Source organism: Hyphococcus lacteus, from assembly GCF_041058985.1.
Classification (GTDB): Bacteria; Pseudomonadota; Alphaproteobacteria; order Caulobacterales; family Parvularculaceae; genus Hyphococcus; species Hyphococcus lacteus.
In genome coordinates this window covers 2774263-2797355 of sequence record NZ_JBEHZE010000001.1, presented here as the reverse complement: position 1 = coordinate 2797355, position 23093 = coordinate 2774263, and the positions used below count along the sequence as shown (strand labels likewise).

Below are 23093 nucleotides of genomic sequence, written 5' to 3'. Positions count from 1 at the left end.
AATTCGAACTGGGGGTTTTGTGACTACCGGCATCATAGCATGTGAGGCCGGCGTGAATATGCGCAAAGGATGCTAACCACGGTCGCAAATAAGAATGGATGGGCTGCGCTCGCACTTAGATTTATTGCTGTTCCTTGCTCGCTTACAGCACCAGCGATTTATGTGAATAGTGCGAACGCACAAGATGCTTCTCTTCAATATGACTTTGATATTGACGAGGATCAGCTAGGCCCCGCGTTAAAGGAATTCGCGGATCAGTCGGGTTTCTTGGCGCTTTATCCCTTTGAATTTGCGGGTGTTACTGGGGCTAACCCTGTAATTGGTGAGTATACTGTCGAAGATGCGTTGCAAATTCTGCTTCGCGACATCGGATTTTCTGGCGGCCTTACAAAGAGCGGCGTGATTACAATTTCACGTACGCCTGACAAGTTGGCAAGCCAGGAGGGGCAGTTGAACAAGAAGTCATTACTAACAAAACTAGCCGGAGGTGTATCTTCGGTTGTTATCGGTTTTACCGGTGCGGGTAGTGCGGTTGCGCAATCCGATCAAGCAAACGCAAGCGGCGACACTATTGTTGTTACCGGTTCGCGTATTACAAATTCAAACCTCACATCAAGCAGCTCGGTTACGGTGCTTGGTGCTGAAGAAGTCAATGCGCGCGGTATTCTGCGGGTTGAAGACTTAATCAACACATTGCCACAAGCAATGTCAGGTCAATCATCAACAACCGGGGTTAATGGCGCGCAAGCAACGGTCAATCTTCGTGGTCTTGGTGCTGTCCGTACATTGGTTCTTGTGGATGGCAAGAGGCTACCTTACGGCTCGCCCATCAACGCGGCTGTTGATCTCAATCAAATTCCATCGCAGTTGATCGAACGCGTTGATGTTCTGACCGGTGGTGCGACTGCGGTTTACGGTTCGGATGCGGTTTCTGGTGTTGTTAACTTCATCATGAAACGTGATTTTGAAGGTCTGGAAGCAAGTTTCCAAGGCAGCTTTTTCCAAGCTGACAACAATAACTCAGCCGTTGAATCTGTTCTTGCGGATTTCGATCAGGCTGATCCCGGTAGCATCATAGATGGCCGTACACTCGACTTTAATATGGTCGCGGGTAGCAATGTTGATGATGGTCGTGGCAATATCACTGCGTATTTCGGCTATTCAAAAGACAACGCAATCCGCTGGGAAGACCGCGATATTACGGCGTGCCCATTCGGTACACGTAATGGCGGAACTGAATTTTCCTGTAGTGGTTCAAATGCCCAGCCAGCAAACACACGCTATAGCCGGACAGGTGTGGGCGGTTTCAATTTAGCTGTTGATCAAGACACCGGCCTTCTTCGCAACTATGATAGCGGAACAGATGCGTTCAACTTTGCGCTAGGCAATTATCTTCAGCGCCCGCGTGAACGTTTCACCTATGGCGCGTTTGCTCGGTATGACATCAAAGACAATGTCGAGTTTTTCTTTGATTTCTCCGGTGCGGATAATACGACCACTGCACAAATCGCAGGTGGTGGTGTTTCACTCGGCCAAACCAGCTCAATTAATTGCGACAATCCGCTTTTGACCGCCGATATGCAGAATGTTTTCTGTGATCCTTCAGTTGTATTCACAGACTCTGATGGTGTCGAACGCGCGCCATTGAATGTGGGTCGCCGGAACGTAGAATTTCCTCGGAATGTTGAGTATAGCCTAAAAACACAACGCTTTGTCGGCGGTTTCCGCGGCGAAGTGATGGAAGGCATCAATTACGAAGTATTCGGACAATTTTCAAAAGTCGATTATACCGAGTTATTTTTGAACGATGTTTCATTGTCAAAAGTAGCGCGTGCACTCGATATTGTGTCTGACCCACTTTCCGGTGACCCAATTTGTCGTTCGGTGCTTTCTGGCGAAGATCCAGACTGTGCACCATTTGACATTTTCACTGGTGCTCCGATTACCGATGCGGCGGGTCGTTATATTTCTACGCCAAGTCTTCGTATTGGCGACACAAGCCAGCTTGTTTTTGGCGGCAGCTTGTCGGGCGGTCTTGATCGGTGGGGAATTGTTAGCCCCTTCGCGACAGAGGGCGTTCAAATGGCGGCTGGTTTTGAATATCGTCAAGACTCACTTTCTTTGACACCCGACGATAGTGATACAACAACGAACACTCGCGTGCCCGTAGATGGCACTGTTAGTGTTTATGAATTCTTCGGCGAGATGCAGGTTCCTGTTCTGCAAGACCTACCATTTGCAGAAGAGTTTACACTTTCTGGCGCATATCGTTTCTCTGATTACTATCAAACAACGGGTTCTCAGCACACCTATTCAATGGGTGTTGCGTGGCAACCGGTACCAGACATCAGATTGCGGGCGCAATATCAGCGGGCAACACGATCTCCAAACCCGATTGAGCTTTTCAACCCGCAAGAATTTGGTCTTGAAACGCTTTCGGGCGGGGCGAACGGTCTAAAAGACCCGTGCGCGGGTGATTTTGATGCGGGTACTTCTGTTCCTGAACCTGGACGAAGCTTTGAAGAATGTGCTCGTACAGGTGTGACGGCTGCTCAGTACGGAACGATTTTGGATAGTGCGGGTAACATCGCAACCTTGATCGGCGGTAATGAGAACCTAGAGCCAGAAACATCAAACACATGGACTGCTGGTGTGGTTCTTTCACCGAACGCAGTGCCGGGCCTTGTTGTTAGTGTCGATTACTTCTCAATCGACGTTGAGGGCTTTATTGGTACTGTGAATGCTAATGATGCGCTTGGTCAGTGCCTTGATACAGCTGATCCAAGTTACTGTAGCTTGATCAACCGCGACTCAGCCGGAACGTTGTTCCTTATTCCGGGTGAAGCCTTTATTCAGGGTACAAACATCAATACTGGTAACCTAACGACCAGCGGATTTGACGTGAATGCGTCGTACACGTTTGATCTAGCTGATCTTGGTTTGGGCAACGTAGGCGATGTACGTCTGGGATATATTGCAACCTTCCTTAGCGAACTGAGCGAACAGTCACTTCCTGGTAACCCAGCGATTGATTGTGCCGGTTTCCACGGCGGCGCTTGTGATAACCCGTCACCAGAATATCGTCACCGTGTGAATGTGGGGTGGGGCATTGGCAGCTTAAGCACCACGCTTAGCTGGCGCTACCTCTCAAGCGTTGAGGAATATTCAACATCACCAACCGATGTGAACTTCCTCGGAGCAACATCCTATTTCGATCTTTCAGCACAGTATGAACTTTCGAACGGCGTAGAACTTCGCGCTGGGGTGAATAACATTCTGGATCGTGATCCACCTCTTACATCGCTCGCTGGTTTTGGCGGTGGCGAAGATGCCGGTCGCGGTAATACATACCCACAAATTTATGATGCCCAAGGGCGTTATGTATTCGCGGGTGCGACTGTAAAATTCTAGTCGAAAATAATGCTGGTCACAGAGCGAACAATCGTTCTGTGACCATTTGTTGTGATTGGTTATGCCATATTGCGGTTAATCAGCGTCACAGCTCAAGCGGGCTTTTTTAAGCCCAATAAACAAAAAGACGGGTTGGATTAAATGAACAAATTGACAAGCATCTTGTTTACATCTGTTGTATTTCTTTCGAGTTGTGGTGCTGCTTCGATCGGTGCGGAAAATGCAACAGACAAAAGCACGACACAAAAACAAGAAGCCGACGGCGCTACAAAAATAGTAGAAGCAACATCATTTTTAGGCACCCCGTTATATCAGCAAGCTATCGACAGCGAACTGGATGAAAACCTAAAAGCGCAAATTCAGGAACTTGAAAAAAGCACCACGCTATCTGAGGATGACTATATTGCGCTTGGCGGGCTACAGGCATCGCGTCGGCACTACCAAGATGCAATTAAGGCCTATACAAAAGGGTTAGAGAAATTCCCGGAGTCATATAAATTGCGCCGCCATCGCGGTCACCGCTATATGACCGTACGCGAGCTAGAGCTTGCGATTGTCGATTTTACCGAAGCTGTGGCGCTGATCGAACAATCTGATGTGCGTGAATATGAATATGATGTAAAGGGTAAGGCTCATGGTACTTATGAACACTGGGTTTGGTACCACATTGGCCTATATTATTATCTTCACGGGGATTATGAAACGGCCGCTGGCGCGTTCGAACGCTGTATAAATACTGCGGAAACTGGCGACATGCTGATTGGTGCATCTGATTGGTTGTACAATATTTATCGCAGAATGGGCCAAGACGAAAAAGCCGAAATGCTTCTTTCACGCATTCCAGAAGATATCGAAGCTGATACGACTTATCCATATTACAAGCGGGTGATGCTTTATAAAGGTGTATTCAGCCCAGATGACATTCTCGATAAGGATAAATCAGTAGAGAAATGGAATGGTCGCGATATGACAGTCGCTTATGGTTTGGGTAATTGGTATGCGTATCAAGGGCAATCTGATAAGGCAGACGCCCTTCATAAGGCTGTTATAAAAACACCTTTCTGGAGCACATGGGCGTATCTCGCAGCCGAAAAAGAACAAAGCCAAAAATAATAGTCTCTGATGAACGCATCAATGGACATGGTGGAGAAATAAGTGTCAGAGGGAACGGCCGAAATGATTACGCTTGATGCCTATGACCGAAAAATACTTGCGCTTCTACAGACCGATTGCTCTTTGAGTGTTATGGCGGTTTCGGAGGCTGTTGGTTTATCGCAGACACCGTGTTGGAAGCGGATTAAGCGCATGGAAGAAGAGGGCTTAATCCGTAGACGGGTCGCATTGGTGGACCGCAAAATGCTTGGTTATAATGTTCTGGCGATTGTGGTTGTAAAAACCAACCATCACGAAGAGCAATGGCTAAGGCGGTTCGTTAAAAACGTGAATGAGATTCCGGAAGTCCTGGAATTTTATCGAACTGCTGGAAATGTCGATTATTTCTTGAAAATCGTTATGCGGAATATCGAGGAGTATGACGGTATTTACAAAAAGCTTATTAAAATAGAAGGCGTTTACGACATTAGCGCATATTTTTCGATGGAAGAGCTAAAGGCAGAAACGAAAGTCCCTGTGACGTCACCGATGCTCGGGAATTGTGCGTAGTTTTGTTTCTCGAAGTATGATGTGTACAGAGAAATGGTTTCTGTGATAGTTTTGTAATTCAACCACCCATAGACTGCGGGTGTTGGTCTATAACCTTTTGTAATTCTGTGCTTATACGGTAAATTACTAGGAAACACTTGCGATATCTTATTGATGCTGACTATGCTCCGCCGGTAATTTTCGACGGGGAAATAGTGGTGCAAAAATATCGGGTTTACTCAACTTTGATAGGATCAGCGATAGGAATGGCGGTTGCGATTGGCGCAATGCCAGCCCACGCAGAAGACCTAACGCTTCGTGGCCGTGTAACGGATGAGGCCGGCACACCGATATCTGCGCTCATAAATGTCGAAGGCAATAATCTTGAGACGCAAGCATCTGGCGAATTTTCAATCCCTTTAACCGATACTAAAACCTTCACATTGAATGTCAGCGCGCCGGGGCATTATGCGATGGTCCAATCTTATAGCGCCAGCGAAATCGCGACTGGTATGGCTTTGGATGGCGCAGGAAATTTGCCTGATATTCAATTGGTCGCGAAAAAACCAGATCGCGTGATGCTCGCATTTGGCGGCGATACGATGATGGGTAGACGTTATGCTAAACCGTTCCGAGGCGAGCCGAAATTAATTGATTCTGATCGCGTCGGGCAGGACACAAAGGGTTTGCTCGATATAATTGCACCATATCTTGGTGTCGCTGATTATACCTCAGTAAATCTTGAGACGTCGATTTTCTCTGCCCCCCCTAATGATGCTGCGGCAAAACTCGTGACGTTTTTCTCGCCACCAGAGACCCTTGACGCGCTTCAGTCAGCGGGTGTCGACTATGTGGCGCTCGGAAATAATCATACCTATGACTATCTCGATAGCGGATTAAAGAAAACGCTGGAGCACGTGCGTAAGAGTAATCTTGGGTATTCTGGTGCCGGCCTAAATGAGAAACAAGCGTTGGTACCGCACAAGACTAAACTAGCGGGCAGCCTATATTCCTTTATGAGTTATGTGGGCTGGGAGGGGGGTAACCCCACGCAGTCCGCAACCGAAAATAAGGGTGGCGCTGCTTTAGGAACGACAGCGAATATTCTTAAGGATATTTCAAACAGCAAAGCGAATGGGGGGCACCCTATTGTTCAATATCATGGGGGGCTAGAATATGCTGATCGCCCCACATTGGATATGGAAACGAAGCTAAAACTTGCGCTTGATGCTGGTGCTGCATTGGCCATCGGTCATCACCCGCATGTTTTTCAAGGATTAGAGCTATACAACAATCGTTTGATTGCTTGGTCCTTGGGGAATTTTCTTTTCGATCAATATTTCTACTCGCCGCAAGCATCGGCGTTACTTTATGTCTGGCTTGATGGTGGCGAATTTCATCGTGCCGAAGTGGTTCCGTTATACATAAAAGGTTATAAACCGACCCCGGCAACCGATCGAATGCGCCGGATGATCAATCAGCGGATTATGACGTTGTCAGCGGGTAAGAACCTTCATTTATCACCCTCTGGTGGGCACTTGTTTGCGAAAGCGAAGAGTGTTGATGCGCATTCTAATTCTGTACAAACGCTCCTTAGCGGTGACGGACGCCTGCATTCCTTAGAGGGGGTACCATGGTTCAACCGTGTGACAACAATTCAGGCCGACGCGAATTGCCCAGCGCCTTCAAAAGTTCGCCTAGGGCAAGATTTATTGTCGCGCGGGGATTTTGATGCCTATGACAACTTTGCGAGTGACGATCGAAGCTGGCTTGATAATGATAAACGCATATCATTGGCGCAGGATGACGATCACGCAGGTGATAAGCAGTTAGTGGTTGAGCTAGGACCAGACGAGAGCGCGACAACCGGAATGCGCAAATTCTTGCGTGTATATAAAAATGGTTCGACGATGACGCTGGCTGCTGACATGTCTACAGATGCCCCAGTTCGAGTTACCGCGAAGTTGCAACGACGTAAGTCGACGCAGGGTCTTAGTGATGCGCTTTCTAATGGGCCGACCATTGTTCTTGGCTCTACGATACTAACCCCGGACAGTGAAAATGGGCTTGAATTTGACTTCGCGAGTCCGCGGGTGGGTACGCGCTCGATACGTGTATTGTTGGAGTTGGAAAACCAAACAGACCAATCAGCGCGGGTAGGGCTGGATAATCTTTCGCTTATCGAGTGGAAAACCCCATATTCTCAAATGGATGCTGTTGAGGCGCTGGACGTAGCCGGGATTAGTCATATTCAAACCTACAATAGGTCGGCATGTGACCTGACTGTTATTAGTCAACACACTGATAAATAAACACTTATTCCACAGATAATTGTTTTTGCGACGCATATTCGTCCTAAGCGTGTGCGAGTGCTTAGGTATGTGTTTTGGTTATTGATGTGTAAACAATGCGTATTTGGTGTGTGAACTGGTCGGTGTCACACTCAAACTTGGAATGAATCAAAATGACACGAGGGGATATCGTGAAAAAGAACCTGTTTGGCCAATTTTTACTCGGCACCGCTAGCTTATTGGCGTTTTCGAGCGTCGCAAATGCGCAACAAGGCGTGAATGATACAACGGATTCTGAGGGGCAACCCGAACGAGATGAGATCGTTGTTGTCGGAACTCAGGTTAAGGGTGCGAATATCGCGGGCGAAATGCCGGTTACCGTGCTTGGCAGTGACGATATTGAGGGCGCAGGTGATCTGACTTTCGAAGAGCTTTTATCCAATATTCCCCAAGCGGGCGGGTTGGACTTCAATAGTACCGCTGAGCTTTCAAACGACGCGCGCGGCGATATTGCTTCGCTAAACCTCCGTACGCTGGGTGCGGATACATCGCTGGTTTTGGTCAACGGCCGACGTATGGTGGCACATCCCCAGACGCAAACATTTGGCGGCGTGCCAATCCAGTTTGTTAACATGAATGCTATCCCGACTTATGGTCTGGGACGTATTGAGATCCTGCGTGATGGTGCATCGGCGCTCTACGGCTCGGACGCGATCTCAGGCGTATTGAATGCCGTTATTCGAGACGATTATGAGGGGCTAAATGCGAGGGTGCGTTATGGTCTTGCAGAGGGAACCGGTCAGCACGATTTGAATTTGCGCGTCTATGGCGGGAAATATTTCAATGATGACCGAACAAATGTTTCTTTCTCAGCGCAATATTATGACCGCGAAGGGCTTGATGCGTCTGAGCTGGATTTCACCGCTGATGCCGATCACCAGTTTGATCCGCGCCTATCACCGGACAGCCCGTTTTTTGGCTCGACTAGCTTCCGTAACCATTCAAGCTTTTCTCCTTTTGGTGAATTCCGTGTCGGTAACGCAGATTCAAGTGCGGACGGTATTGATGGCGAGCGGGTTCGCCAAAACGGAGACTCGTTAACCAGCAGCGCGGGCTTGTTCCACCTTCAGCCAGAAGGGTTTTTCCCGAATTCATCCCAGCTCGGTCTTCCTTTTGGGAATGGATTGGAGCTTGACGATGGCTCGTTTACCTCCTCATCGACGACATCAGGAAACGGTTTGGATGTCCTCGTTGGTGATGAGGTTTATAGAACGCGCCCGCTTTATGAAAATCAGAATGTGTTCCGCAAAATTATTCCAGATACGCAGCGTATCAATTTTGCGATGAACGTTACCCATGAGCTCAATGATTCGATTGAGGTTTATGGCGATTTCATTTTCTATAATTCTGAGTCAGAAAAATTCTTCGGTCCATCGGTTCTGTCAACGTCGAATAATTTTGTAATTCCGGCGAGCTATTACTGGAATCCATTTGGTGCAGAAATGTTGCCTGACGGTTCCGTAAATCCTAACCGTCTCGCGGATATTGATGCGCCTGCCGAAGGGTTGGATATTGCTGTTCGTCGATATCGGTTTAATGAACTTGGGCCACGAACAATTGACGTGTCCCAAACCCAGTGGCGGACATTGGGCGGCGTTCGCGGTGTTTACAAGAATTGGGATTGGGATTCGGCGTTTGGGTATTCTCGCTCATCTGCGAAAGACGTAGGGCTTTTGGTCAGCAGATCGGCGCTGTATGCTGAGTTGTCTCGCACGGATGCCGACGCGTTAAATATTTTTGATGGGCCGGACATTGCCGATGTTGCTGCGGTCGAAGCATCAGGTATTGGTGTCGACGTTACACGTAAAAGTATAAACACGTTGATGACATGGGACCTTCGGGCATCAACACCGCGACTGTTCGAGTTACCTGGTGGCGATGTCGGATTTGGTTGGGGCGTCGAATGGCGTCGCGAAACCATTGAAGATGATCGAGATGAACGTCTTGACGGAACAATTTCTTTCACCAACCCGCTAACCGGCGAATTCTTTGAGAGTGATTTGTTGGGTGTCAGCGCGACAGCGGACGTTGCGGCCGACCGAAATGTGTTCTCCGCATACAGCGAAGTTATTCTCCCGGTCTTTACGGATACCGCAGCCGGTTCTGCATCAATCCAAGCAGCGGGTCGGGTGGAGCATTACACCGATATTGAAGAGACGGTTATGAAACCGCGGGTTCTGGCAACATGGGAACCAGCAGAACAGCTTAGTTTCCGTGCTGCGTATTCGCTCGGTTTCCGGGCTCCCAACTTGGTTCAAACATCGACGCCGTCATTCTCGCGATTCTCAAATTTCCAAGAAGACTGGGCGCATTGTACGTTTGTTCAACAATCAAGCGGTTCTGGTTGCCTCGATTTTGCTGTAACGTCTGTTATTTCGGGTAACCCTGATCTTGAGCCTGAAACCAGCCGAAACATTTCAGCGGGTATCGTATTAAAGCCGCTCGACGGTTGGATGTTTACAGCGGACTACTGGTCGATCGAATTGAACGGCACGGTCGGAACAATTCCTCGTAATGATCAAATTGCGATTGACGAGTTTTTGCGACGCACTGGACAAGGCTTTAACCCCAATGTCGAACGTGAAGATCCGGATTCTGATCGCGTAGCCGACATTGAAGCATATAATATTGCAAACGGAACATCGATTGAGCCATTTGGCGATATCCTTTTCGTCAACGAAACATTCTTGAATCTTCAAACGCGTCGTACATCTGGTTTTGACTTCTTTGGGCGCTATGAAACGCCACGTACGAAGTATGGTCGATTTAAGGTAAGTGTGAATGCTGCGCTTCTTACAAAGTATGAGCAAGATCCTTTTGACGAAGTGTTGCCACTCTTGGACGATCCGATTGGATCAGAAACAATTGATCCGTCATCTGTTGGCGACCTAATCCAGATTGAAAGCCGGCCAAAATGGCGCGGATCAGCAAATTTCCGTTGGAATTATAATGCTAATGTCGGTGTGGGTATGAATGCCCGGTATGTGGGCCGGGTATTTGATCCAGACGTGACAGCTACGCTTGATGACGGTTCTGAAATCAATTTTGAAGTTGGCCGTTGGTATCGACTGGATATGTATGCCGACTATAGCTTCAGAAAAAGCGGGCTTCTCGGCGGTACGCGTATTCGTGTTGGGATCAACAATCTCACAAACAACGAACCGCCATTTTATGATAATTCCGCCGGTTATAGCGGCAGACTACATTCTGTAACGCCACGCTATTTCTATTTCGATGTTCGGAAACGTTTCTAATTTTTTGACATAGCGCGCCGCCTGACAAAGGCGGCGCGCTATTTCTATTTTGAGAATTGAGTATTGGGGGAACCTCCTATGAGAGTATTGTCACAGCTTCTTGGCACGACCGTTCTTGTAAACTGTATTGGTATATTTAGTACGGCGAGTGCAGACTGTACGCCCAATACGACAGATGGATCACTTGCCTCCGGTACGATTATTACCTGTTCTGGTGTTGATGCGGATGGGTTCATTGCCCCGACACAGGATGACGTGACATTGAATGTCGAAGTCGGGGCCGACGTCGCTGTGGGGATTTACCTCGATAACGACGCAACGGTGGTGAACGCAGGCGATATCACCAGTAGTACTGACCGCGGTATCGAAGTTGATTTCCGTGGTGATGTTACTAACACGGGCACGATTACAATCAATGATGATTCCCAAGATGGCATCAACACAGATGACGATACTACCGTTCTCAATACAGGCACAATTACAACGAATGGTCTTGATTCTGATGGTATTGACGTCGATGACGATAGCATTGTTACGGTTGGTAACGGCGGGATTGTTAGAACGACCGGCGACTCCGCAGGCGGTATTCTCGCCGGTGAAAGATCGACGGTCAATGTTCTTGCAGGTGGTTTAGTTTCATCAGAAGGCGCGGTTGACGGCGGTGTTACGGATTCTCATGGTGTTTTGTTCGACGAAGCTGGGGGCACATTAAACAATAGCGGTCAAATTCTTTCGACATTCGGTTATGGCGTGTTCGTTGACGACGATAATCCTGGCAATATTACTGACATCACCAATAATGCGGGCGGCGTTATTTCGGGTGGCGGCGGTGCAATCTTAACTGCGGGTACCTTGGTCGGCGACGCGACAATCGAAAATGTTGTGAATGCTGGCGATATTACAGGTGATGTTTTGCTGGGTGCGGGTGCTGACTCCATCCGCCTTGTAAATGGCTCAACGCTAACGGGTTCTGTTGATCTTAGTCTTGGTGACGATACAGCAGAAATTGTTGATCTAAGTGCCGGTATGATGTCGGGCACGCTTGATGGTGGCGACGGTAGCGACGCAGTATCGTTGATCTTTAATGCGAGTGGTAGCACTGCGAGTTTGTTCACAATTACTGGCTTTGAGACTCAAAATATCATTGCGAACGGTATGCCGACGACGGTGACGATCGCTGCGGGGACACCGCTTTCGGGTGCGATTATTCTTTCTGGCAATGGAACTATCATTAACAATAATGATATTACTGTTGCCAATGACGAGGCGATTCTTACTGGTAACGACATTACACTGATCAATAATGCTGATCTTGTGACGACTGGTAATTTTGCTGAGGGGATCGACAGTGGTGATGACGTGTCGATCACACACACAGGCTCGATTCAGACTGATGGCGAGAATGCGGAAGGGATCCAGACGAGCACGGGATCAATGATCACTGTCGCAACCGGAGCGACAATCGAAACAAGCGGTGAGGGCGCAGAGGGAATTCTCACCAGTGATATCGCGATTGTTGAACACGCGGGTTCAATCGTCACAACGGGTGACCAAGGCGAGGGAATTCAAGTTGTAGATTCTGGTATTGTCGAAATCACAAGCACCGGATCAATATCTACCGCTGGTGTCGGTGCTGAAGGCGTATTTGCGGTGCTGGACAGTGATATCACGTTGCTTGGTTCTATTTTGACGACAGGGGTCGATGCTGACGGTATCGACAGCGACAATGATTCTGTTGTCTCAATTGGGGCTACCGGCTCCATCATGGTTTCGGGCGATGGTGCCGAGGGCGTTGTTCTGGGAACCGGGTCTCAACTGGAAAATGACGGAAGTATCGTTGCGAGCGGCGGGGCTGGTGCGATTGGCGTTCGATTCGACGAGGGCGTCGGTACACTCACAAACAACGGATTGATCAGCGCGGCGAATGGTGAAGGTATCAATATCATTGGTGGTTCGTCGGGTGAAGTTGTTGCTGTGATCAACAATGCTGACGGTATTATCATCGGTAGCGCTGCAGAATATGCAATTAATGGTAGTCTTGGAACTGAAGATATCACGAACTCAGGCAGCATTACGGGTAATTCCATTCTGGAAAGCGGCGAAGACGTTTTTCGAATTGTAAATGACGGAACCGTGGATGGCTGGATTAACCTTGGCAGCGATAACGACCAGTTTATTCTTTCCGGGGCAAGTGCCGACGCTATTTCCGGAACCATCAATGGCGATGACGACATTGATACATTTATAATTGATAATGCTGAGACAAACCTTTCTGGGGCGAAGATTTCGAATTTTGAAATTCTGAATCAACTTTCTGGTATCAGCAATGTGACCGATGACATTACGTTTGATACGGCCACAATTAACGGCGGTAGCATGAACATCATGTCCGGTGCGTTGCTTGATGCGGATGTCAGCGTGGCAAATGGCGCTGTTCTTTCTGGGTTGGGTGGCATTAGCGGGGACCTTGACCTAGCGGGATCATTCTTGGTCGGCGATCCGTCCGGTCAAGCCGGTACCGTTGGAATTGGCGGTGACTTCTTGGTCTCGCCTGGCGCTGACATAACGATTTTCTTCTCCTCTGGTACTACCAGTCTTATCGATGTGGCAGGGCAAGCGATCCTCGATGGCGGTGAGATTAACCTGTCCGGAAATCTTGCGAGTGTTGGAAGTGAGATCACAATCATCTCAGCAGATGGCGGCGTCGTCGAAAACACGCCATTGTCGATTTCAGGGGCTAACCTTCTCTTTGCGGAAATCGCAGATATTGAAACGTCCGGCGACGAGGTTGTTGTTCGCGTTAATCAGCTTCTTGATGGTACTTCAATTCCACTTTCCGTAAACGCGACCTCAGCAGCAGCCGTTTTGCAAAATGAACTTGGCGGTGCTGTCGATGCCGATGTTCTTGATGAATTGATGGTTGTGTCTGGTGCTTCAAACGGAGCCACGCTGGACTATGCGCTGCGCGGGGTGTCGCCAGAAATTTACACGAATGCACCAACGTTGATGTTGTTTGAACAGTTTGATGCAATGACGGCGGCATTCGATCGGCGTGCGTTTGTGAAAGAAGATCGCGACCGGAGTAACTATGTGTGGTCAACGCTATCTGTGGGCGATGCGTTCTATGATCTTGAGGATGGTTCGGTAGCTTATGACATCTCGGACGAATCCTTTGCGATGGGTTTTGATACTCAACTACGTCGTCGCGTAGCGCTAGGGGCAATGCTCGGATTCTCGTCTACCGATGCGAATGGGCTTAGTTCTGAAATCCGTGGTGATACCTATAGTTTTGGTGGCTATGCCGTCGTCGACTTCGGCAAAGTCGCTGTGAGTTCGTTGCTTGCTTATGCGAAATCAAATTTTGATGCCAATCGCGGCGTTGCAAATGGCCTCAGTGGTGCGACTGCTCAATCTGAATTCGACGCAAACTCACTCGTTTTGCATAATCGATTTTCTTACGATGTATTTGGGAAAGATTCGAGTTTCCAACTGCGCCCGAGCGTAACGTTTGACTATTACGCTACGCGGCAAGATGAATTCGAAGAAGGCGGTGACACCGCACTGGGCTTAGCTGTCGACAAGAAAAAGCAATCAATCTCTTACGCAAAAATCGGAACTTATGTCTCTAAAAGTTGGACACTCGGGAATGGTCTCAACATTCGTCCTGAGGCGGAAGTAACCTGGAATACTCGCCTGTCGGGGACGGCGTCCGATGTGCGTGCACGTTTTAGTAATGCCAATGCGAGCGGCGTAATGATTGCTCAAGGCGTGGATCTTCCAAGTCAGGTGATATCGGGAACGGCTGGACTCTCGGTCGGCAGCGAGTGGTGGAATGCATCCATCAACTATCGATATGGCGACGGTGGTGGTTATCTCCGGAACGGTGCGATGGCTCGTATTGATGTGCGTTTCTAACTATTCAGATCGACTGTGAATTGGGATTTTACAATGCGGACATTGCTTTTCGGAATTGCTTCATTTCTTACAAGTGGTTTGCTTTCCGTCTCATGGGCAAATGAAACATGCGAAAACGACCTCGCGAAACTTGATGCAGATTTCGAAGGGGCCCGGATTTCGGCATGTTTTGTTGAAGGGGATAGTTTTGAAATCCGGATTGATCCGGAGGACCAACCGATCAACCCAAGCCCGTGGTATTCTTTTCGCGTGACGCCGAAGCAAACAGGCGACTTAAAAGTCAGTATACGCTATAGCTATGGAAAGCATCGTTATCGCCCTAAGCGTAGTGATGATGGCCGTACGTGGGCTTTGATCGATGCGATCTATGTTCGAGAACGCCAAAAGGGAAAACGCGTGGTCATGACCCTCGAAATGGGGACGGAACCATTCATCGTTTCTGCACAAGAGTTGATCAGCGGACAGGCCTATGAAAGCTGGGAAAAAGGAATGGTTGCCAAGCACCCATATCTTGAGCGTGTCAAAATAGGTAACTCTGTGGAAGGACGGCCAATTTATGCACTGAAGAGCACACCTTCTGAGCCAGATTCTAATCGTGAATACGTGGTTCTCTTTGGACGACAGCACCCCCCGGAACTTTCGGGTGCGTTTGCTATGTTGGCTTTTGTGAGCACTGTTTTTGCTGACACTGAATTAGCCACCGATTTTCGCAACCGTTTTGGCATCATTGCTGTTTCTCTTATGAACCCAGATGGGGTGGCGAATGGAAACTGGCGTCACAATGTAAATGGAAAAGATCTGAACCGTGATTGGGGGCCTTTCACGCAGCCAGAAACACAGGCCGCGAAAAAATTACTTGATGACATTGCGGATGATCCCAACAGTCAACTTCGTCTGATGCTTGATTTCCATTCTACTAAAAAGAACTTATTCTATACCCAGACAAAAAAAGAAAAAACCAAACCAGAAAAATTCACTGCGCGTTGGCTCGAGTCGGCTGATGAACGGTTTGATTATTACGATTTCTCACGCGAGGAACGTCATCAACGGAGTTTGCCAACTTCGAAGAATTATTCATTCGGAAGATTTGGTGCGCCATCCATGACTTATGAAGTTGGCGACGAGACAAATAGAGCAGCGATATCACGCAGCGCGGTAGTCTTTGCCGAAGAGATGATGCGAATTCTTTTGTCCTACGACGAAGACGATCTCGGTAAGGATAAAGCGTCGCGAAATTAGACTGCCGACAAAGCCTTTCTGTCCTAATGATAGTTACGAAATGTTCGGTGAAGCGCCGGAAAATTGAGAATATAATGATGCTCCAACGAACCCTTTTTGTAGCGGTCACGGTTTTGCTATTGAGTGCATGCTCTGGTGGAAATGATGATGCACCATCCACGCCGCCGCCATCACCACCAGTGACGCCACCACCGGCACCAGTCGATCCAGTTCCTACGCAATCCGGCAGTTTGAACGGTTATCTAACGGCGTTGGAATTTGGTCAGGCAAATGATGACATTTTTGACGTACCAACTGCCTCCCAACGCACGAGTTTAAGCGAAGTTGTTTCAGATATTTTGAATGAACGGTACACCGATGCCCATGAAACAGCAGAAACGATCGGTTATGAACTTGTCGAGTTTTTGGATACGGATACAGGGAAGACGTATTATTTATTGCGTGAGAAAATTCCGGTACCGACGGCTGGTAGCGCAGGTGGCGGAACATTCATTTTTAATCCATCGGCATCGCGTAACGTTGCTATTCATGTGCCGCACCCTAAGTTTGATCAGAACACAAATCTTGAAGGGATCGCGGCTTATCTTGAGTTGGATGTCCGGTATTTTTTAATGGCAGGTGTTCACCGGCGCAGTAGCCCTGTGGCAAGTAGTTGCCAAAATTTTAGCGACTATCGTGTTAGTGATGCCGTTCATAATGACGAACATCTTTTCTTTGTCGCCCAAAAATCCATCGAAGACTTTAACAACGATGTTCACTATATAGAATTTCATGGTTTTGGTTCCGCTAGTCTGACAACGTTACAGTCGCAATGTGCGCCCGGCGACAACGATAAACTCGTAAATTTAAGTGAGACTCGGTCGCTGGTAAATGCCAGCGGTGTTACACTGATGACGACACTTGCGTCAGTGATTAATAACGGCGGGCAGATATCGGCATGTATGTATAGCCCGTTTCTCGATGTGGAAGGAGATGATCTTTATACGACCAGCCTAGGTGGTACGACAAACACTTCGGGTCGTTATACCAATGGATCACCCGATGTTTGTGACACGGCCGCTGAAGACTCGAGTAACACACATCGTTATTTACATATCGAACAAAGTAGCGATGTTCGCTCTGACAATCGCGATTTGATGATCGATTATCTCGATCAAGCCATGGACCAGTTTTTGTAGCCGTTTTTATCGGCGGTCGATTTTTATGTATAGCGGGGCCGAGATTATGGATTCGCTATATTCAAGCTCCAGTCATAGTTATAATTATGGATTTTTTTAATTGAGCTAAGTTTCGATGCGAGATCATCATCGGCATAGAGCGAAAGATGAGCGATAATAGCGCTATCGGATTCGCCGAAATCATCGCTGTACCAATCATAAATAGACGAAAGGATCAATCGTCCTTCAGAGTCGACATGTGCCCCGCGCGGGTGATTGATATAGGCGCGAGCGGCACTTTCTAAATCTCGTTCCAGGCTTTGACCGCTAAACGGCACCGCGCGCAGATTTGGGCATCCGATTGATGCGCAATTTACTGCGTAATGTATGCGCGCGTCAGTCCAATAAGCGCGTAGAATGCCGTGCTCAATATCATCAAGCGATAATTCTTGACCGGAAACTTTAACGACATCCATTTTCCATGGGCCAAACGCAAAGACAGACGGTTTGATATCTTTGATGCTTTCTATCGGATAATTATCGAGGATCAGGTCAACTGTGAGCGCGTTGTATAGATTGGCCCAATAGGCGAAGCTTTCTTCTTTGTTGAGTGCCGTCGGATCAATTTGGGCGAGAAATTTGATATAACTCTTTAGTCGTTTTTTGTCAGGGCCAGTTACTTCGCTATAGAAAAACCGATTCACGCCGTCTTCCGTATTAGCATCGACATAGGTTTCAAGAATGATGGCCCATTCTGAATGGTCGATGGTTTTATCGCTGGTGTTCGTCCATTTCCCGAGTGCACTAAGGTTTTGGCTATGTGCGTGCGATGATAATAGAAGACTGAAGAAGACAAAAAGTATTTTTCTCATTGTAACCTTTAGTTTTGGACCGGTTAGAACCGCGAGGAAATTTCGACACCCCAAACCCGGGGTTCGTTGACGAAGCCGGTAAAGTTATTGAAATCAAGCGCGCCTTCGACTGAGGTATCATTAGTGAGGTTGCGGCCATACGCGGCGACTTCGTACCGGCCTCCCGCTTCTCGATACCCTACGCGAATACCACCTTCGATTAGCTTTTGATCTTGGAATTCTGCGCTTTCATACAAAAAGAAGTTGATGCGACTTCGGTAAGCCCAGTCAGTAAAAACGAAAACGTCTCCACGTCCATTGAGTACGGGAAGGGTGTAATGGAGGGTAGCGTTTGCGATCCAACGCGGCGCTTGCGGCAGCGCGTTTCCGTCTATCAGCGCATTATTTGTGAGTGGATTAATTGGATTGAGCACTGTGCATCCGATAGTACAGACACCAACTTCGAGATCAGGATCGTCGATTTCTGTATCGTTGAGACTTAGACCTGCTGTCAGGTCGAGGCCAGATACTGGCGAGAGGGACGCTTCAGCCTCAAATCCATAACCAATCACTTTATCTGCATTAAGGAGTTGATTGAAATTTCCCGCACCGCCAACAGCGGTGAGCTGTTGGTCGCTGGTCTCAAAATAAAAGCCGGATATGGCGTAACAGCCTAGCCCGGAGAAAAGCGTTCCTTTAACGCCAGCTTCAAATGCATTAATCGTCTCGGTGTTTGCCACAGTAACAGCATCGCCAAACACAATGCGCCCTTGTACGTTTGGTGCGCGGAAACCACGGGCATAACGCGTGTAAATGTTTGTGTTAGACGTGAGCGAGTAAGTGACGCTTGCGTCGCCAGAGATCACGACATCATCAAGGTCTTGTTGGATCGGGGCGAGGGTGCCGGAACCAAACGGTCCAACAAGCCGTTCGGCGATAAATGATTTGTCTTCGCCGGAAATTCGCAAACCACCCTGTAGGGTTATGCGGTCGCTCACTAACCATTCGGTTGAGCCAAAAACAGCCCATGCGTAGGTTTCTTGATTTTGTATCGCGCGACCATTTTCTATGCCGCCTGATAGAGTATCGAAACTTAAATTCTCGATGTCGAGCTTTTCGTAAAAGAAATAGCCGCCGATGGTTGTATTCGTATTTTCTGTCGGTGAGAAGTTGAAGCGCAATTCCTGTGTAAACTGGTCATGATCGGTGATGTTGTCTGCGCTTTCAGCAGCAAAAGGAATAGAGCCGGTGCCAACGGGGGGGGTGAAATCCGCACCAAACCCGCCATCGACGTCACCGCGTGCGGAAATTCCAATTTGTTCGTAACCAGTAATTGAAGTGAGCACCCCAACGTCCAAATCAATTTCCGTTTTCAGACTCGCGCCAATATTATAAACTTCGAGAACTTGTGTCGCATCTTGCGCCGTGGTGCGACGATCGAAATTTTCGATCAAGCCTCCTGTGTCCGGGTTAATAATATTTGCACGGAATAATCTAGATCCACCGTCGAGACGCCGACCATGAATGTTCAAAAGTGACGACACCCGGTCATTGGGTTTGAACAGTAACTGGGCTCGACCGGCAAATTCAAAGAATTCTTCAAACCCTTCTTCACCACCTGAGAAACTATTATCAACATAATCATCTCGCCGTTGGGTTAGAATTGATAAGCGTCCCATAAGCTTATCGCCAGCGATAGGGCCGCTAATAGCGCCTTCGATATCGACGCTGTTAAAGCTACCATAGGAAACACGGCCATAGCCCTCGACATATTCGGTGGGTTTTGCTGACTCAAATTTAATGACGCCTGCGGGACTATTTCTGCCAAATAAAGTTCCTTGAGGCCCACGCAAAACTTCTACGCGATCGAGGTCAAAAACGGGAAAACCTTTTAGGATAGAATTTTCGAGAACAATCTCGTCATAAACGAGACTGACCGGTTGGTTTGCATTCAGGTCGAAATCCGTGTTGCCTAACCCACGAATGTAAAACCGAGGGAAGGTTCGTCCTGATGATGCTTCGGCGTAAAGACTGGGTGACCGCGCCGCGAGGAATAGGATGTCTTCACCTGCCGCGCTGATCGCGTTCAGCGCTTCATCATTAATGACACTGACTGAGACCGGTACATCGTCAATGTTTTGTATTCGCTTTTGAGCCGACACCAAAACGATATCAGTGGGCTCTTGTGCCAATGACGTGGCATGCAATGAAAGGCCACATGCTGTAAATAAAATGTATTGGTATGTGAGCTTTGAGATTGGCACGCAGAAATATCCCCTTACAGAGCAATAAAATGTAAATGACTGGCCCTCACCAGCACACGGACAATAGCGCCAATGACTGTCGATGGGGGTAAAGTCTGATCAACTTTTTGGCATTAAAGTTTAAGAGGAATTATTTTGAGGAAGTGGGCATAAAAAAAGCCATCGCGAGAGGCGATGGCTTTTCAAAGAAGATGTCGGTGATTAGGCCGATAATTGATCGCCAATCGGGAGTTCGCGAATGCGCTTTCCTGTCGCCGCAAAAATAGCGTTGGTCAGTGCCGGGGCAAAAGGCGGCGTACCCGGTTCGCCCACGCCACCAGGTGCGGCGTTGCTTTTTATCATCTCTACATTCACCTGGTGTGGTGAATTATTGATACGTAGCAATTTGTAATCGTGGAAATTGCTTTGATCAACACGCCCATTTGATGCGGTTATGGCGCTTTCAAACATGTTGGAGAGCGCAAAGACGCTGGCCCCTTCCATTTGGGCGCGAACAGATTCTGGGTTAACCGCGACACCGCAATCGCAAGCGACCCAGACGTTTTGAATTTCAAGCTTTCCATCGCCATCAACTTTGACCTCAACGGCGGTTGCAACATAACTGAGGAAGCTGCGGTGGCCGGCGATGCCCATTCCATGACCTTCGGGCAGGTCGGTGCGCCAGCCGATCTTATCTGCAGCCGTTCTGATCACATTTTTTAGGCGGCCGGTATCAATCGGATGTTCGTCATAAGATTGGTTGTAGTTACTATAGTCAACTTCCAAGCCTTCTTGGGCGAGATCAATGATGCGATCCTCTCCGATCAATTCCAATAGGTAGTCCTTTGGGTCACGTCCGGCTGCGTGGGCTAGTTCCGCTGCGAAAGACTGAGTTGCGAATGCATGTTGAATATTGTTCACAGATCGCAGCCAGCCAATACGGATCTTGCCTTTGGCTTTGCCGTTCTCTAGTCGCAAATTTGGTACTGCAAATGGATTGTCTGAAAACCCAAGGCCCAATTCGCCCGCAGAACCATATTCTGTCGCGGGATTAAAAATTGAACTAATTGATGGAAAGCTAACTCGCTGTCGCCACCCGGTCAGATTGCCGTCCGGATCGAGTGAACCCTCGATACGCTGTGCGGCGACCGTGTGCAGGTAATCATGTTGGATATCGTCTTCACGTGTCCATATCACTTTGATGGGTATGTTCAGCGCCCGTGCGAGGAGCGCCGCTTCATAGACAAAATCTGGCTTGGATTTGCGCCCAAAACCGCCACCCAACAGAGCATTGTTCACGCGCACATTGGCGTAATCGATTTCCATTATTCTGGCGAGGTCGAGGCGTGCTTGTTGAGGATTCTGCGTCGAGGTCCAGACTTCAACATTGCCGTCCAAAAACTGAGCCAACGCAGCAGGCGGTTCCATCTGCGCATGGGCTAGATGCGGCACATAGTAGTCTGCCGTGATTGTTTGGGCGGCGCTTTGGAACGCTGTGTCGATATCACCTTTGTTTCGTACAACTTTTTGTGGTGACGCAACAGATGCTTCTAGCTCTTTACGATAAGTGGCCGAGTCGTAATCGCTATTGTCGCCATCATCCCATTCGATTGATAGTGCATTGCGCCCTTGGATGGCGGCCCATGTTGTTTCTGCTACGACGGCAATTCCGCCAACAGGGTTAAATCCGCCTTTGTTTTCACCAATCGGCATTTCAAGAACATGTAATACGCCGGGTACGTTCTTTGCGGCGTCTAAGTCAGCTGAGGTGATTTTGCCGTAAAGCACTGGCGGCCGTGCGATGACTGCGATTTTCATCCCCGGTAGGCTGACATCTTGTCCATATATGGCATTGCCAACCAACATATCATCAAGGTCAACTGATGCGGCAGCCTTGCCGATGTAACGCCATTGATCAGGTTCTTTTAGAGAATAAGAGTTTGTCACGATCGCTTCGATATCTTCGCCTTCATAGGCGGGTGGGTCGAGAGTCGCGGCCGTCGATGCAAGCTCGCCGTACCCCAAGCGGCGACCCGTAGGTTTATGAACAACCTCATGGAGTTCGGCACTACACTCTTTAAGCGGTACATCCCATTTTTGTGAGGCGGCCCGTTCAAGCATTGAGCGCGCACTTGCGCCGATGCGGCGGAGGCGGGTGAAATCAGCACGAATGGTAGTCGATCCGTCCGTGTTCTGATCACCGTATTTCGCTTCACCTTCGGTCTGCACAACGACAATTTTGTCCCAGTCCGCTTCCAGTTCGTCGGCGATTACGCGCGCCAATCCGGTTCGCGCTTGTTGGCCCATTTCTGCGCGGTGGCACAAGATTTGAACTTTGCCATCTTCATTGAGAGAGACAAAAAGATTAAGCGGCTCGAGGGCTGAGTCTTTGGTCGCAGCCACTTCGGTCAGGCCGTTGCTTTTGTCACCGCAGCCAATAAGTGTCGTGCCCAATATGAACGCACCGCCAATGCCGCCAGCGCGTAGGACATCCCTTCGGGAAACATTTTCAATTTTGATCATCGTGCAGTCCTCGCAGCAGTTTTGATCGCAGCGCGAATTCGCGGATAGGTGCCGCAGCGGCAGATATTCCCCTGCATCGACTGGTCTATATCTTCGTCACTCGGGTTCGGGTTACTGGCGAGTAGGGACGCAGCCTGCATCATCTGACCAGATTGGCAGTAACCACATTGCGGAACGTTATGTTCACGCCATGCTTTTTGAACCGGGTGATCGCCAGCGTCGCTTAGTCCCTCAATCGTTGTTATCTTGCGGCCATCGACTGATGCGGCGGGCGTTACGCAAGACCGGACCGCAACCCCATCCACATGGACCGTACAAGCGCCACATTGCGCCACACCGCATCCGAACTTAGTACCACGCATTTCGAGAACGTCTCGCAAATACCACAAAAGCGGTATGGTCTCGTCATCATCGATAGAGTGTTTTTCGCCGTTAATGGTGAGTTCAGCCATAGTCCGGATCCCCGTGAATGTGCTGTGATTTCAATGAATGGCACTATAGGTTGATG

Annotated in this window: 12 protein-coding genes; 8 read left to right on the top strand and 4 right to left on the bottom strand. The window is 48.6% G+C overall.

Annotated features, from left to right (window positions below):
- The first annotated feature begins 69 nt into the window (after window positions 1–69).
- The 8 genes from ABFZ84_RS13245 (at window position 70) to ABFZ84_RS13210 (ending at window position 16989) form a co-directional block, all read left to right on the top strand.
- A complete protein-coding gene (locus ABFZ84_RS13245) occupies window positions 70–3411 on the top strand; it encodes a TonB-dependent receptor domain-containing protein (protein ID WP_369314494.1) in 3342 nt (1113 codons plus the stop codon).
- 141 nt (window positions 3412–3552) lie between these two features.
- Window positions 3553–4524, top strand: coding sequence for a tetratricopeptide repeat protein (locus tag ABFZ84_RS13240; RefSeq protein ID WP_369314493.1), 972 nt, complete (start codon window positions 3553–3555; stop codon window positions 4522–4524).
- Between the two features lie 42 nt (window positions 4525–4566).
- Entirely contained in the window at window positions 4567–5073 is a 507-nt protein-coding gene (locus ABFZ84_RS13235) for an Lrp/AsnC family transcriptional regulator (RefSeq protein ID WP_369314492.1), read from the top strand.
- A 245-nt stretch (window positions 5074–5318) separates the two neighbouring features.
- Window positions 5319–7364 (top strand): CapA family protein, encoded by a 2046-nt coding sequence (locus ABFZ84_RS13230; RefSeq protein WP_369314491.1) that lies wholly within the window; start codon window positions 5319–5321, stop codon window positions 7362–7364.
- Between the two features lie 170 nt (window positions 7365–7534).
- On the top strand, window positions 7535–10657 hold the full coding sequence (locus tag ABFZ84_RS13225) for a TonB-dependent receptor plug domain-containing protein (RefSeq protein ID WP_369314490.1): 3123 nt from the start codon (window positions 7535–7537) through the stop codon (window positions 10655–10657).
- Between the two features lie 78 nt (window positions 10658–10735).
- Window positions 10736–14572, top strand: a complete 3837-nt coding sequence (locus ABFZ84_RS13220; RefSeq protein ID WP_369314489.1) for an autotransporter domain-containing protein — start codon at window positions 10736–10738, stop codon at window positions 14570–14572.
- Window positions 14573–14605: 33 nt separating this feature from the next.
- Entirely contained in the window at window positions 14606–15811 is a 1206-nt protein-coding gene (locus ABFZ84_RS13215) for a M14 family metallopeptidase (RefSeq protein WP_369314488.1), read from the top strand.
- A gap of 74 nt (window positions 15812–15885) precedes the next feature.
- Window positions 15886–16989: a hypothetical protein gene (locus ABFZ84_RS13210; protein ID WP_369314487.1), complete on the top strand. Its 1104-nt coding sequence runs from the start codon at window positions 15886–15888 to the stop codon at window positions 16987–16989.
- 44 nt (window positions 16990–17033) lie between these two features.
- Here ABFZ84_RS13210 and ABFZ84_RS13205 read toward each other — a convergent pair whose 3' ends face one another.
- The 4 genes from ABFZ84_RS13205 to ABFZ84_RS13190 form a co-directional block, all read right to left on the bottom strand.
- Entirely contained in the window at window positions 17034–17840 is an 807-nt protein-coding gene (locus ABFZ84_RS13205) for a DUF547 domain-containing protein (protein ID WP_369314486.1), read from the bottom strand.
- 23 nt (window positions 17841–17863) lie between these two features.
- Window positions 17864–20083, bottom strand: coding sequence for a TonB-dependent receptor (locus tag ABFZ84_RS13200; RefSeq protein ID WP_369314485.1), 2220 nt, complete (start codon window positions 20081–20083; stop codon window positions 17864–17866).
- Window positions 20084–20284: 201 nt separating this feature from the next.
- On the bottom strand, window positions 20285–22585 hold the full coding sequence (locus tag ABFZ84_RS13195; protein ID WP_369314484.1) for a xanthine dehydrogenase family protein molybdopterin-binding subunit: 2301 nt from the start codon (window positions 22583–22585) through the stop codon (window positions 20285–20287).
- Window positions 22582–23037 (bottom strand): (2Fe-2S)-binding protein, encoded by a 456-nt coding sequence (locus tag ABFZ84_RS13190; RefSeq protein WP_369314483.1) that lies wholly within the window; start codon window positions 23035–23037, stop codon window positions 22582–22584. The genes ABFZ84_RS13195 and ABFZ84_RS13190 overlap by 4 nt, the downstream gene beginning before the upstream one ends.
- Between the last annotated feature and the right edge of the window lie 56 nt (window positions 23038–23093).

What these genes read in the sequence shown, in the direction of transcription:
- ABFZ84_RS13245 (WP_369314494.1), top strand. Translation starts at nt 70, where the DNA reads ATGCTAACCACGGTCGCAAATAAGAATGGATGGGCTGCGCTCGCACTT.
- ABFZ84_RS13240 (WP_369314493.1), top strand. Translation starts at nt 3,553, where the DNA reads ATGAACAAATTGACAAGCATCTTGTTTACATCTGTTGTATTTCTTTCG.
- ABFZ84_RS13230 (WP_369314491.1), top strand. Translation starts at nt 5,319, where the DNA reads ATGGCGGTTGCGATTGGCGCAATGCCAGCCCACGCAGAAGACCTAACG.
- ABFZ84_RS13220 (WP_369314489.1), top strand. Translation starts at nt 10,736, where the DNA reads ATGAGAGTATTGTCACAGCTTCTTGGCACGACCGTTCTTGTAAACTGT.
- ABFZ84_RS13215 (WP_369314488.1), top strand. Translation starts at nt 14,606, where the DNA reads ATGCGGACATTGCTTTTCGGAATTGCTTCATTTCTTACAAGTGGTTTG.
- ABFZ84_RS13210 (WP_369314487.1), top strand. Translation starts at nt 15,886, where the DNA reads ATGATGCTCCAACGAACCCTTTTTGTAGCGGTCACGGTTTTGCTATTG.
- ABFZ84_RS13205 (WP_369314486.1), bottom strand. Translation starts at nt 17,840, where the DNA reads ATGAGAAAAATACTTTTTGTCTTCTTCAGTCTTCTATTATCATCGCAC.
- ABFZ84_RS13195 (WP_369314484.1), bottom strand. Translation starts at nt 22,585, where the DNA reads ATGATCAAAATTGAAAATGTTTCCCGAAGGGATGTCCTACGCGCTGGC.
- ABFZ84_RS13190 (WP_369314483.1), bottom strand. Translation starts at nt 23,037, where the DNA reads ATGGCTGAACTCACCATTAACGGCGAAAAACACTCTATCGATGATGAC.